This window comes from Treponema sp. UBA7570, from assembly GCA_002477955.1.
Classification (GTDB): domain Bacteria; phylum Spirochaetota; class Spirochaetia; order Treponematales; family Treponemataceae; genus Treponema_D.
Genome location: DLLE01000016.1, coordinates 1 through 14,255 on the forward strand (window position 1 = coordinate 1; position 14,255 = coordinate 14,255).

The following is a 14,255-nucleotide window of genomic DNA, read 5'->3' on the forward strand; positions in this document are numbered from 1 at the left end:
CAACATAAAGATTTGTAATTTTTATTCCAAAAAAGTTTTCTTCCGTAAAATTATCCAGCACAAAATCTACGCTTTTAAGCATATCCGATTTTTTTTCTCCAGGAAGCCCGAAAATCAAGTGGGTTACGATATGAGCGCCTGGAATTTCTTTTTTTAGCAGAGACACAGCATTTTTGTAATCATCATTTGTGTAGCAACGGTTTATAAATTTTCCAGTCTGTTCGCAAGAAGTCTGAAGGCCAAGTTCAATTTGAACAAAAAATTTTTGTGAGATTTGCTTAAGCAGTTCAATAATTTGAAAAGAAAGACAATCAGGCCTGGTCGCAATCGCAATTCCGCAGACATTTTTGAATGAAAGAGCTTCCAGATAAAGTTCTTTTAATTTTTCAAAATTTCCATAAGTTGAAGTAAATGACTGAAAATACGGCAAAAAAAGCGCTTTGTTTTTTCCGCTTCGCCCGCGGGCTTTTTTTTCGACAAGGCAAACACCTTCTTCAAACTGACTTTTTAGAAAAACTGAAGTTCCGATGAAATCGCCGCTTCCGCTTTGACTGCAAAAAATGCAGCCGCCAGTTCCTTTTGTGCCGTCGCGGTTTGGACAGGTGCAATGGGCATCGAGGGCAATTTTATAAACTTTGCAGCCGAATTTATTTTTGTAAAAATCAGAAAGAAAAAGCATGTCTTATTTTAATGTATAATTTGAAAGAATGAGAAGAAAAAAAAACACGAATGCCTAAAAAACTGCCTAGCCCCGATCGCACGAAAAGACCGGACGAGCGAAAGCGAAGGAGGACTTGAAGAAAGAGCGGGTTAAAAGAAAAAACAAAAGGCAAATATTATTTTCTTTTCTTAGCAAAAAAAATGCGCTCCAAAATAAAAAATTAAAAGAATTGACGACTTTTTTTTTATTTTGTGCTAAAATCTCAACTTGCAATTTACGGAGGTTTTATGTTCAGAGTTGCTATTGTTCATGACTGGCTTGTAAATTATGGCGGCGCTGAGCGCGTTGTTGAGGCTTTTTTGAAGATTTATCCTGACGCTGATATTTTTACGCTTGTTTACGATGAAAAAAAGATGGGGAAAATCTTTCCTAAAGAGAAAGTTCACGCTTCTTTTGTGCAGAAATTTCCTTTGGCGTCTAAACTTTATACAAAAATGCTGCCGCTTATGCCGAAAGCGTTTGAAAGTTTTGATTTTTCTTCGTACGATCTTGTTCTGTGCTCTTCTTCAAGCTGTGCAAAAGGCGTAATAACTCCTCCTTCTGTTCCGCACATTGCCTATATCCACACTCCGATGCGGTATACATGGGATCAGTTTTTTGAATATCAAAAGCGTTCTAAAAAAATTGTTGCGTTTTTCATGAACAAATTTATGCCTTCCATAAGGCTTTGGGATTTTGTTTCTTCGCAAAGAATTGATTCTCTGATTGCAAATTCAAAATATATTCAGCGCAGAATAAAAAAATATTGGAATCTCGGCAGCAAGGTGATTTATCCTCCTGTAGACACCGAAAGGCTTTGTCCAAATGGTCTTGAGCCTGAAGACTTTTATGTAGTTTTTAGCCGTTTTGTTCCGTACAAGAGAATTGATCTTGCAATTTCTGCCTGCGGCGAACTCGGACGCAAGCTAGTTGTAATTGGCGGCGGAAGCCAGGAAAAAGAGCTCAAGGCTCTTGCGGCAAAATACAAGGGCGCGGACATAAAATTTACCGGCCGAATCAGCGACAGAGAGGTTCAGAATTATCTTATGCGGTGCCGGGCGATGATTTTTGGCGCGGAAGAAGATTTTGGAATTATTCCTGTTGAAGTCCAGGCCTGCGGCAGACCGGTAATTGCTTTTGCAAAAGGCGGCTCGCTCGAAACTGTAATCGACGGAAAAACAGGAGTTTTTTTCAGGGAACAGAAAACAGAAAGCGTTATTCAAGCGATTGAAAGCTTTGAAACCCTTGAAAAGCAGAAATGTTTTAATTCGGCAGAGATTTCCTCTCATGCAAAAAGTTTTTCTACAGAACGTTTCTGTGCCCAAATTAAAGACGAAATTGAACAGACTTTAAAAAGCTTTAGTTTTTGTAAGGAAAATTAAGAATGTTAAGAATTGCGATTGACTGCCGCATGATTGGCTCAGGAGGAATCGGAACTTTTATTTCTGAGCTTGTTCCATATTTTTTAGAAAACAACGAATGTCTTTTAATCGGAACCCACGAACAGTGCATGCCTTTTGTGCGCATGCAAAATGTTGAATTTTGCTTCTGCGACATTCCGTGTTTTTCGCTCAAAGAAATCTATTCGTTTCCACAAGAAATCATCAAAAAAATAAACTCGTACCAGTGTTATTTTTCGCCGTATTGCAATGTTCCGTCAGGAATAACTGTGCCTGTGTTCACGACAATTCATGACATTGTATTTCTTGATGTTCCGGAACTTACTGGTTTTATTGGAAGGCTTGCTAGAAAATTCTTTTACCAGCGCGCTGTCAATTTATCAAAAACTGTTTTTACGGTTTCTGAATTCTCAAAATCAAGAATTCTAGAAAAACTCAACTGCAAAAAGCCTGTCTCTGTTGTCTACAACTCTTTTCCATCGTATTTGGCGAATAAAGACGAGTCTCTGCCTCAAAAAACAAATTCGATTCTTTTTGTCGGCAACATAAAAAAACACAAAGGCTTAAAGACCCTTCTGGACGCTTTTGAAAAAGCCTGCGGCAAAGGGCTAAAATCAAAACTCGTAATTGTCGGAAACAAGGACAACTTCCGCACTGGCGATGAAGAAACTGTTCAGAGGCTCGAAACTTTTTCGGAAGACAAAGTTCATTTTACAGGAAAAATTTCAAACGAAAAATTAAAAGAGCTTTATGAATCGTCATTGGCTTTGGTCCAGCCGTCTTTATACGAGGGGTTTGGAATTCCTCCTCTAGAAGCAATGGTTTGCGGAACACCTGCAATTATTTCTGACATTCCTGTCTTTAAGGAAATTTACAGCGATTTTCCTGTTATGTTCTTTAAAAGCGGCGACAGCCAGGAACTTTGCGAAAAGCTGCTCAAAATTGAAAAAAATCCTGCAAAAATTGAGCTCGGAGAACTTAAAGAAAAATATTCATACAAACGTTCGGCAACATTGATTATACAAAAGATAACGTCTGTTATTAAAACAAATTAACTAAATTTTAATACATTTGTAACTTAATAGACTAGTCTAAGTTATTTCTATATAATGAAGTTTACTATGACCGAAAAAGAATATCTTACCTATTTTAATCAAAAGTATTGGAGGACAAGTTCCTTTACATCAGGATTTGCTCTCGCCGTAATTGACTGCCTTATGGTTATGCTTTCCATAGGAACCTCATTCTTTATAATAAACTTTATCAACCATTCGTGGATAAACTTTCGGTCATTCATAACATACTGGATTTACCTTCTGCCGATGATTTCTGTTTTTTATGCGGCAGGGCTTTACCCGGGAATTTCGCTTCCTCCGGCAGACGAAGTTAAAAAATTTGCAATCTGCTCGTTTTTTGTTTTTACAGGAATTGCCCTTTCTATTACAGTTGAAGAGGCCGATGATAAATGGCCGATTGTGGTTGCATTTATTCTTGCAACACCTTTTGCCCTTGTTTTTCTTCCATGTGGACGCGAGCTTGCAAGACATCTTTTAAAAAATACAAAATGGTTTGGCGTTCCTGCTGTAATAATGCTTTGCGGTCAAAAAGACTATTTTATCGTAGACCGTCTTTTGAGCAGAAAGGATCTTGGTTATAAACCGGCAATAATTTTGGACAGCAAGGCTGCTGAAAATTCGCTTTATAAAGACATTCCAGTCTACAAGCCTTCAAGGGAACTTGACAGCGTAATAAGACAGACAGGAATAAAAGTTGCAATCATCATTGACTGGGAAGAAAATTTCGACCTTATAAATTCATATTTCCGTTATACAATAACAATTCCTGATGCACAGGCGCTCAACACTCTTTCGGCAAACGTCCGTGATTTTGGCGGAATCCTTGGTTTTTCTTCGACTCATAATCTCACAAAAAAACTGAGTATCTGCATAAAACGCCTTGTCGATCTTTTTTTACTTCTTCTCGCTTCTCCGTTGATTATTCCGATTATTCTGATTACGGCAATTTGCGTAAAAGTTTCAAGTCCTGGTCCTGTTTTTTATGGTCACAAAAGGGTCGGCAAAAACGGAAAAGAATTCAAATGCTGGAAATTCCGTTCGATGGTTGTAAATGCAGACCAAATGCTCGATGAAATATTAAAAGATCCTGTTATGGCGGCAGAATGGGAAAAAGACCGGAAATTTACAAATGATCCGCGCGTAACAAAAATCGGAAAATTCTTAAGAAAAACCAGTCTTGATGAGTTTCCTCAGTTTTTTAATGTGCTTACAGGAGAAATGAGTTTTATTGGACCGCGTCCAGTCACAACGCCCGAACTTGCTAAATACGGCGACAAAGCAGAGCTTATTTTAAGCGTTCAGCCGGGATTAAGCGGAATGTGGCAAATTTCCGGCCGTTCAGATACAGGATATGAAGAGAGAATTACTTTGGATTCTTATTATATTCAGAACTGGTCTGTATGGCTTGATATTTGGATTATAATAAAGACCATTTATATCGTTATAAAAGGAAAAGGTGCTTACTAAATGAAACGTTCGGCTTTACTCATTTTTGCTTCACTTTTAGCATTAGGTTCTTTGGCTGCTGAAGGATACAGAATCAATCAGGTGAATTATGATATTACAGGAATTACAAAGCCATACGCTCTTGAAAAAAACATTGAAATTGACAAAAAAAGAGTTTTTGAGAATTACGATGAGCTTCATTCATATATTGAAAATATAAAACAGCTTTTTGCGAACGAACGAAACATTGAATCCACGGTCATTTATGCAAAATATGATGCGGTTCCTGACGAAAATGAAGTTGTAAACGTTACACTCAATATTTCGACCCAGGATTCAAAGCATTTTTTAATGGTTCCCTATCCCAAATACAATTCAAACGACGGCCTTATATTAAAATTAAAAGCAAAAGACACCAATTTTCTCGGCACTCTCGAAACTTTGGATTTGGACTTTAATTTTTCATATGAACCAAAAGACACCGACACTGATACAGGCGATTATGACTCTATCTTTGGCATAAACTTAAAATACGATTATCCGTTTAAAATGTGGGTTCTCGATTCAAAATGGAAAAACAGCTTTAGCCTTGATTACACGCTCGGAAAATCAAAACCGGAATTTTCTTACACCACAGGATTCGTTTTTGAACTTCCTTTTAAAAATTTCTCTTTGCAACTTGACTTAACTCAGGGAATTGAACGAAATTTTGACTACACAGAATACGATGATGAACTGTATTTGACAGAAGGAGCAACTCTTTCACTCCCCTATAAAATTGCAAAAATTGACAACTTTGGAGATGTAAATTGGGGGCCGTACGTTTCTTATGACTGCTATTGGGATAAAAATGGCATAAACAAAGAAAACGAAGATCTTTCAAGCCCTACTCTAAAAATCGGACACTCGGTTTCGACAGGCCGCGTAAACTGGCATGAAAATTTTCGCGATGGAGTTGATCTTTCCTTTGATCAGTATATTGGCTACAACTTCCAAAAAAAAGAATATATTGCGACTCTATCTGGAACGGTTTCGCTTTACAAATCTTTTAACAATCGGATCGGAATCAATTCAAGATTCTACGGTTTTTATAACTACAATCAAAATACTCAGATTGGCTCTTACCTCCGTGGAATCCGCGATGACCAGCGCTATAAATCTGACGACTGGGAAGCCAAAGGCTTTTCTGGAGAGCCGCAAAAAGCTCTCAGCACTCAGGCAGCAATTGTCGGAAACATAGACATTCCAATCCGCATTTTAACGACAGACTGGAATGAATTTAACAAATTCTGTTTTGGTGAAAATTCATGGCTTACAAACCATTTAACATGGATGCGTTATTTTGATTTTGAAATGCACATTTCGCCGTTTTTTGACTTTGCATTTGCAGACAATCTGATTACAGGAAAGACATTTGCAATAAAAGACGGATGGTATGGCGCTGGTCTTGAAGTTCTCGTATATCCTGCAAAATGGAGAAGTCTTGTTGTACGGGCAAGCGCAGGAATTGACGTTGGAAGAAAAATCATAAAGAAAGCCGTGTCAAAACTTATTGACGACTCTTGGCGCAAAAATGTTTCTGCAGTTGAAATTTCAATTGGAATCGGACTTTTCTATTAAAAAACTAATCACTTAACTGCCCGGCAGAAAGCGAGCGGTAATATGAATCTGGAATCGAATTTGCCATCACAGAATACAGGGTTTGTGCAAAAATAATATTTCCATTGGCACCTGCCCTTTTTGCAAGCTGATAAAAAATACTCCAGACATTATTCTTCTGAGACCAAATAAGTATTTCTTCGTATTTTTTACATTCCTCAAAAAAGTTTTCAAGCGATGTGTATTTAAACTGGGAATTTCTCTGTTCTATTGCAGTCAAAATGTGAGCAAAGGACTCGACCGCCGCCAATGAAGAACATTCAAGCGCTTTTTTTGATTCTTTTCGGGTTTCGTACAAGTCTCCCAATTCAGATAAGGCCATAAGTGAATATTTTGAATCCGCCCGGTAAAGAAGAAAAATTCTGTCCACATTTTCATTTTTATCGTCAGAAATCGCTTTTGTAATTGATTTTTTCAGCAATTCATTCTTAAAAAATTCATCGTTGTTCAAAATTAAGAGAAGCGTTTTTTCAAATTTTTCAAGATCGCCGTTTATTTTTGCAATAAAACCAATCGAATACAAAATTTCATACTGCATGTCAGAAATATCAAGATAGTCTTTCTCACTGTAGGCGCGCTCAAAAAAAGAAAGCGACTGCGCATATTCACCTTCGACCTGATATATTTTTCCAGTCAAATAATCTGCCTCAGGATAAACATTTCTTTCTTTTAACCAGTCAAGCATATTATGAATGCTGTCTTTATAGTAAGAGTTTCCGTAAAGTTTTAGATACTTTTCAATTATATCGGCCGCTTCTTTCTGTTCGCGTTCTTTTAAAACCTTCAGGACGGCAGAAAATTCATCTCCCGCCTTTCTTACCTGGGCTGGGGAAATCGCCTTGTCCAAAACATTAAACTCGTTTTCAGTCTCATTCTTTCGGCTAACAGAAGCTTCTCTTGCAAATTTTAAGGCATCTCCGTAATTTCCAGAATCAAAGCAAACCTGAGCCTGCTCTAAAATTCTCCAGGATTTTTCAGAATAACTTACGCAAAAAATTGATGCACAAAAACTGAAGAGAAAACAAAAAGATAACAAACATTTTTTTGTCATAAAATATCCTTTTTTCATGCAGATTTCACAAATGCGCTAAAATTCATTTAAAAGTTTTTCAAAAACTTCATCGGCTTTTTCAATATCTACAGTTTTGACAATCACGCCTTTTTTAAAAAGAATCGCTTTTCCACCAGCCCCAGCGATTCCAATGTCTGCGTGTTTTCCTTCGCCTGGTCCATTTACAACACAACCCATAACTGCAACCGTAATATCTTTTTTCATTGAAAGAAGTTTATTTTGCCATCGCTGCATAAAACCATGCACATCAAAACCAAGACGGCCGCAGCGAGGACAGCTTACAAGTTTTATTCCGCCCTGTCTTTTTCCACATTCGCGCAAAATCTCAAGCCCGGTAACTACTTCATTTTCCGGAGATGATGACAAGCTTACGCGGATTGTATTCCCAATTCCCTCATTTAAAAGATGGCTGAATGCGAGTGTCGACTTTACAACACCTGTAATAAGAGGGCCAGCTTCTGTAACTCCAACATGCAAAGGAATCTCAAAGCGGCGGGCAAAATCCTCATTTGCATCGATTGTTTCCTGAACAGAACTTGCCTTCATACTCACAACAAATTGATTAAAATTCAATTCATCAAAAACAGCGGATTCTCTTGCGGCAGTTTCGCTCAAAGCAAGCGCGCGGCTTATTTTTCCGCGGTTAACCTGTTCCGCTAAATCATGCGGCAAAGAACCTGTATTTACACCAATTCTGATTGCAGTTCCTGTATCCTGGCAGGCATTTACAACAGCTTCCACACGATCTCTAGCACCGATATTGCCAGGATTTATTCGGATAGCACCGACAGGACCTTCAAGACACTTTAATGCAAGTTTATAATCAAAATGAATATCCGCAACAAGCGGCATAGTCGAAGCTCGGCAAATCTGAATAAAACTTTCTGCGCTTTCCATGTCAGGAACTGCAAAACGAATAATATCGCAGCCTAAAAGCTTTAAGCTGTTTATCTGCTGTACAATTTTTTCAATTTTCTTTGGATTATCTTTTATATCTGTAATCCCTTCTTTCCACATTGTTTGAATTGTTACCGGAGAATCGCCACCGATTATAATGCGCTCTGTATTTCCATTGCCGCCAATATGAACTTCTCTAGTTTTCTTAAACTCGGCTGTCTTAAAATCTTGTTTCATAGTTAAAATTATAATGTTAAGCTGCAAAAAATGCAATTTAAGCAGAATTCCTGTAAAATGCACTATTTACAGGAATTCAAAGTCGGCAAAAAAAAAGCGGCCAAAAATGAAGGCATTTAACTTCAAATCTGACCGCCTTTTACGAAAGACTATTTATTTTAGCCGAGCGCAACCATTGAGAATACCATTGCAAACAAAGCAACAGTTTCACAAAGGCCTACAACCATGATGTACTGGGAGAAGCCTTTTCCTGTTTCGCCAAGAGCGTCTGAGCCAGAAGCTCCTGCTTTTCCCTGAGCAATAGCAGAGGCGCACATTGCAATACCTGACATAAGTCCAACACCAAATTTAAATCCAGGAGCTGCGCTTGAGCCCATCATTGTCTGCATAAGAAGGAAGCCGTAGATTGTCTGAGTCAACGGAGCGCCTGCGAATACAGTGAGAATGAACGGAGCCGGCTTGTTAGCCATGTAACAGCGTTTCCAAGAACCGATTGCAGCTTGTCCAGAAATCATGATGCCAATTGCCGAACCAAGAGCAGCAATACCCATTACAATCGCACAACCAAACTGTCCTAAAAATTCCATAATATTTCTCCTTTAATAAAGTTTATGACAATTTCTTATTTCATCCAGCAGCTACACAACTGCTGGATTTTTTATTTTTATTCACTGAAAGGTCTGTATTTAAAACCTGTCCAGCTCATTCCCAAGTGTGTTGAGAATTCAAGCGTATTAAGACGTACGCCGTGAACGATAACCGAAAGAACATTCAGAATCATATTCAGACCATGTCCTACGGTAAGAATTAAAATCGCACAGATGAACATTGCAAGATGGCCGAGCATTGGACCTGCCATCTCATTTACCGTTGCACTTATTGCTCCACCTGCCAGAGCCACAGCCCAAAGACGGATGTAAGAAACAATATCAGAGAATACGTTTACAACGCCCAAAAGCACAGAAACAATGTTCTTGCAGCTTTCAAGAATGCTCTTTCCTATGCTTCCTTCATAGTTTGAGAATACAAAACTCAGGACAAAACCAAATGCAATTGCTCCAAGCGCAATATATGCAACTGGAATTTTGTCGAAAAGCCAGTAACTTTCAGGAGTAATTCCAAGAGGAAATCTTATTCCATCAACTACCATGCTCAAAACTACATAGTACATGCCGCAAAGCTGGAGAAGCGAACCCAAATCTCCCAAGAATTTTGGCGAACGTATATTTTTTGCAATGCCTTTCAAATGCGCAATAGCCAGCTGAATCAAAGCAAGCGTAAAACAGAAAATCTGAAGGTTTTCTTTTACCCAGGCTGAATAAGTTATTTCAGTTACTGCGCCAGAAGCACTGTGAAGAACCATCTTAACGCCTTCTTTTGCAGATGTAACGTTTGACAAGGCCGGAACAGAAAGCATTTTTATGCAATCCGGCAGCTGCTCAGGTTTAAGCCCGAACCAAGTGCAAGTTACGGCTCCCCAAACCATTGTTGCCAATCCTAAAAGAGAAAGCAGGAAAGCCATTGGCGAAGGTGCCTGTTTTTTCTTAAATGAAGGAACCATAGCAAAAATTCCGCCAGCAAGCAAAATTCCGCCGTATCCGCCGTCTCCAAAAATCATGCCGAAGAAAATCGTAAAGAACAAAAGAAACCAGTTTGAAATGTCAAATTCATTGTAGCCTGGAACAGTTCCAAGAAAGTCCGTAACAGGATAAATAAGGCTTACAAACTTATTGTTCTTTAATTTTGTAGGAACGGTGTCGTCTGCGGCAGGATCATCTGCGGCAAATGCCCACTTGCTCTCAACAGCTGTTTTTTCTACTTTTTCTAGTTCTTCTGCAGGAACATAACCAGTAAGCCAGGCAAGCCTAACTTCTTCTGGTTTCTGTTCATTTTTTTCTTCAACACCCATACCGCTGTAAAGATTTTCAAATTCAATATCTTTACAGAAGTTTTCGCCAGCTTTTTTAAGCGATGGAATATATTTCACAGAATCTGCAAGTTCTGAATCAATTTCAGTAATTCGCTTTTTATTCTGTTCAATAGTATCAGCCAATTGCACCGTTGATTTTTTTGGCAAAACAACACGATATGCTTCTGGAGGAAGATTTCCTGGACGTTCATTTTGTGCCAATTTGTAGTCAGAAATCACAAAAAAGCGCGAAATGTCTTTATCGTCGTTAACCAGCAAAGTATCGATGCTTTCGTCCATCGAATTATATTTAGACGATGGTATTTCATACATTGAAAGATAAACGCCTTTTTCTGCCAAGAAATCAAAATCTTCAGGAACAACATTGCCCCATTTTTTCAGGCGGTCAAGTTCAGTTTTGTCTGCCGCAATCGAAGAAAACAAATTTTTCTTTTCTTCCGTCAAACTGATGATTTTGTCTGCAAGAGCAAATGAGTCATCTTTTGAAAGCATTGACGTCTCTGGAATTTTCTTTGTCTTGATTTCAGACAAAAGAGAAACGGCAAGTTCAATTTTTGAGTTTTTATTCTTAAAAGATGAAAGTTCTTCGCTTTCTCCTTTTACTTCTTCAACATGAACCACTCCAAGACGGCGAAGAGTCTTTAAGGCCTGCCGCCTTTCTTTTTCTAAAACAACGATGCTTAATTTTTTCATTGGGACTATCATAAGCAAGCCCCCTCTTTTTCAGCCGCGGCAACAGCCGCACGGTTACGCTGGTCAATCTTTTTCTTAGAGATTTTTGAACGCACAACCGCGCTGACCTGCTGGTCGCCAAGATAAACTGAAATTTTTTTAATATTTGCTTTTGCTTCAGGAATTTTTACTTTTTCAAAAAGATTCACGCGCTGAGAAGTCGTACGCAGTTCTTTTGAGAGCAATCTTACCTGTTCATCAAGCACACTAGCTTCAAGATCCAAAGAAAGGGCTTTTTCCATTCTGTCAGCCGCAAGATCAATCCAAAGCGGAGTTTCATACAAATCGTAATCTCCGCGAGAAAAATCTGCGCCTTCGTAAATTGGAATTGTAACACCGGCAATGTTTCCAGTACCCTTTTTTATGTTCCGAACTGTAACCATGTCGCTTTTAAAAGCCTGTTCTTCGCCAAAAACACCTATCCAAATCTTGAATTCTTCTTCAAGGCGAATTCTAGCTTGACGAACTTCTTTTGCTTTTGCGTCGATAGTTCTAATCTCAGACTGAAGCTGCTGTTTTTTGAGCGTGAGCGTAGGAAGATAACGCTGATACATTTTCAGCGCGTCTTTTTGTGCTTTCTGCTCATTTTTAGTCAGCTTAATTTTTGCCATTAAATTTTATCTCCAAACAGGAATTATTTATTCGGCCAGAATTCTGCAATCAATTCAGATTTTATACCTGTTTCGTCTTTTTCAAAGCAGGCCGCAAGAATCTTCCATCCTAAATCAAGCGCATTTTCCAAAGAAATATTTACGGACAAGTCCATCATTTCTTTTTCAAAAAGCTCACCGTATTTCAAAAGTTTTTCATCCCATTTAGACATCATAAAGCCCATGGACTTTTTTTCGAGTGTGTCTTTGTAAGATGAATACAGACGAATCATGGCGTCCATCAAAGCGCGGTGATCTTTTCTTGTTTTTCCGTTTACATTCTGCTTTAAGCGTGAAAGCGAACCAAACGGCTCGATACGACCGCCCTTAAGATAGTACTGGCCTTCTGTAATATAACCTGTGTTATCTGGAACAGGATGAGTTACATCATCACCAGGCATTGTTGTTACTGCAAGAATTGTAATGGAACCGCTTCCCTTAAAGTCAACGGCCTTTTCATAGCGCGCGGCAAGCTGAGAATACAAATCTCCAGGATAACCACGGTTTGAAGGAACTTGTTCCTGAGTAATCGCAATTTCCTTCATAGAATCTGCATAAGAAGTCATATCTGTAAGAAGAACGAGAACGTCCTTATTCTGTAAAGCGAATTGCTCTGCAACTGCAAGAGACATGTCAGGAATTTTGATACATTCTACAGTCGGGTCAGCGGCAGTGTGAATAAACATTACAGTCTTGCTCAATGCGCCGCCTTCCTCAAGAGTTTTCTTGAAATAAAGGAAGTCATCGTATTTAAGTCCCATTCCGCCAAGAACGATTACATCAGCCTCAGCCTGCATTGCAATACGCGCAAGAAGCTGGTTGTAAGGCTCGCCCGAAATAGAGAAAATAGGAAGTTTCTGAGAAACGACAAGAGTATTGAACATATCAATCATAGGAATGTTTGTTCTCATCATTCTTTCTGCAAGAATACGTTTTGAAGGGTTTACTGAAGGACCTCCAATTTCTGTCATATTCTCAGTAAGAGCAGGGCCCTTGTCACGAGGAGCTCCAGAACCGTTGAAAATTCTTCCCAAAAGATCATCTCCGAAAGAAACACGCATATCGTGTCCTAAAAAGCGAATCTGATCACCTGTGGAAACACCGCGTCCGCCGGCAAAGACCTGCAAAGAAACTGTATCGCCATCAATTTTGTTTACTTCTGCAAGAGATTTTCCAAAACGAGTTGTAATTTCTGCAAGTTCGTTATATTTTACGCCTTCTGCCTTTACTGTAATTACGGAACCAGTGATTGATTCAATTTTGCTGTATATTTTATTCATTTTTCACCGTCCTTCTTAAGCCTTAAGCAATGATTCAGCCTGAGCTGTAAGTTTGCCGTTTTTTGATGAATAAAGTTCGTCAATTTCTGACTCAACTTTTTTGAAAGCATCGCTGTGCTCTTCAGTGTAGTTCCAGTCAAGGAATTTCTGACGCAACTGGTTAAAATAAGTTCTTGCTTCATCTTTATCTGCAAGGTCAAAAGAAGAACCGAGAATTTTAATGATTTTATCAAGATCGTACTTCTGACGCTCAACAGTTGCATTTGCATCTACTGCATCAAAAGAATTCTGCTGGAAGTAAACGGCATCAAGCATTTCTTCTTTTAGATAAACAAGATAGTCGTCAAGGGAAGTTCCTTCTTCACCAACTACCTTCATCATAGAAGCAACATCAACGCCTTTTTTCATAATATCAAAGCAGAAGCTTACCTTGCTTGAATCGATTACTCCTTTGTATTTTGACCATGACTGAATCGGGTCAATCGCAGGATATTTTCGGGCATCTGAACGAGCACGTGAAAGTCCGTGGAAAGCACCAACAACCTTCAAAGTTGCCTGTGTTACAGGCTCCTCAAAGTTACCGCCAGCAGGAGAAACCGTGCCGCCGATTGTTACAGAACCTACAGAACCGTCTGGTAAACGAACCTGTCCAGCACGCTCGTAAAAAGCCGCAATATAAGATTCCATGTAAGCCGGGAATGCTTCTTCTCCCGGAATTTCTTCAAGACGACCAGACATTTCACGCAGAGCCTGTGCCCAGCGGGAAGTCGAATCAGCAAGAAGAAGAACATTCAAGCCCATCTGTCTGTAATATTCAGCCAAAGTTACAGAAGTATAAACAGAAGCCTCGCGCGAAGCTACTGGCATTGAAGAAGTATTGCAGATGATGATTGTTCTTTCCATCAAGGATTTTCCGGTTTTCGGGTCTTTGAGCTCAGGAAATTCAGTAAGAGTCTCGACAACTTCACCGGCACGTTCACCGCAGGCAGCGATGATTACAATGTCAACGTCTGCATATTTTGAAGTTGTGTGCTGAAGAACCGTTTTTCCAGCGCCGAAAGGTCCTGGAATACAGTAAGTGCCGCCTTTTGCAACAGGAAAGAATGTGTCGATAAGGCGAACCTTAGTAACCATTGTTTCTGTCGGCGCAAGACGTTCTTCGTAACAGTTAACTGC

12 protein-coding genes are annotated in these 14,255 nt (G+C 39.1%); 4 read left to right on the forward strand and 8 right to left on the reverse strand.

What is annotated here, in order from left to right; all coding sequences use genetic code 11:
- A partial coding sequence (locus tag B4N75_RS01510) for a TIGR01212 family radical SAM protein (protein ID WP_296706414.1) occupies positions 1-679 on the reverse strand: 679 nt, incomplete at its 3' end.
- Between the two features lie 269 nt (positions 680-948).
- Here B4N75_RS01510 and B4N75_RS01515 point away from each other — a divergent pair.
- From B4N75_RS01515 to B4N75_RS01530, 4 genes are all read left to right on the forward strand, one after another.
- Entirely contained in the window at positions 949-2,082 is a 1,134-nt protein-coding gene (locus B4N75_RS01515) for a glycosyltransferase (protein WP_296706416.1), read from the forward strand.
- 2 nt (positions 2,083-2,084) lie between these two features.
- Complete coding sequence (locus B4N75_RS01520) at positions 2,085-3,155, forward strand: glycosyltransferase family 4 protein (RefSeq protein WP_296706418.1); 1,071 nt, start codon at positions 2,085-2,087, stop codon at positions 3,153-3,155.
- A gap of 66 nt (positions 3,156-3,221) precedes the next feature.
- Positions 3,222-4,643, forward strand: coding sequence for an undecaprenyl-phosphate galactose phosphotransferase WbaP (gene wbaP, locus B4N75_RS01525; RefSeq protein WP_296667133.1), 1,422 nt, complete (start codon positions 3,222-3,224; stop codon positions 4,641-4,643).
- Positions 4,644-6,242, forward strand: a complete 1,599-nt coding sequence (locus B4N75_RS01530; RefSeq protein ID WP_296667130.1) for a hypothetical protein — start codon at positions 4,644-4,646, stop codon at positions 6,240-6,242.
- Positions 6,243-6,246: 4 nt separating this feature from the next.
- Here B4N75_RS01530 and B4N75_RS01535 read toward each other — a convergent pair whose 3' ends face one another.
- The 7 genes from B4N75_RS01535 to B4N75_RS01565 form a co-directional block, all read right to left on the reverse strand.
- Positions 6,247-7,332, reverse strand: coding sequence for a hypothetical protein (locus tag B4N75_RS01535; protein ID WP_296706420.1), 1,086 nt, complete (start codon positions 7,330-7,332; stop codon positions 6,247-6,249).
- 36 nt (positions 7,333-7,368) lie between these two features.
- Positions 7,369-8,487 (reverse strand): flavodoxin-dependent (E)-4-hydroxy-3-methylbut-2-enyl-diphosphate synthase, encoded by a 1,119-nt coding sequence (gene ispG, locus B4N75_RS01540; protein ID WP_296667125.1) that lies wholly within the window; start codon positions 8,485-8,487, stop codon positions 7,369-7,371.
- A gap of 158 nt (positions 8,488-8,645) precedes the next feature.
- Positions 8,646-9,074 (reverse strand): V-type ATP synthase subunit K, encoded by a 429-nt coding sequence (locus tag B4N75_RS01545; protein ID WP_296022547.1) that lies wholly within the window; start codon positions 9,072-9,074, stop codon positions 8,646-8,648.
- Between the two features lie 77 nt (positions 9,075-9,151).
- Positions 9,152-11,110: a V-type ATP synthase subunit I gene (locus tag B4N75_RS01550; protein WP_296706422.1), complete on the reverse strand. Its 1,959-nt coding sequence runs from the start codon at positions 11,108-11,110 to the stop codon at positions 9,152-9,154.
- A gap of 8 nt (positions 11,111-11,118) precedes the next feature.
- Positions 11,119-11,760, reverse strand: coding sequence for a V-type ATP synthase subunit D (locus B4N75_RS01555; RefSeq protein ID WP_296022545.1), 642 nt, complete (start codon positions 11,758-11,760; stop codon positions 11,119-11,121).
- 23 nt (positions 11,761-11,783) lie between these two features.
- Positions 11,784-13,079, reverse strand: coding sequence for a V-type ATP synthase subunit B (locus tag B4N75_RS01560; RefSeq protein ID WP_296022544.1), 1,296 nt, complete (start codon positions 13,077-13,079; stop codon positions 11,784-11,786).
- Between the two features lie 15 nt (positions 13,080-13,094).
- Positions 13,095-14,255 (reverse strand): V-type ATP synthase subunit A (locus B4N75_RS01565; RefSeq protein ID WP_296667120.1); only part of this gene is annotated, 1,161 nt, incomplete at its 5' end.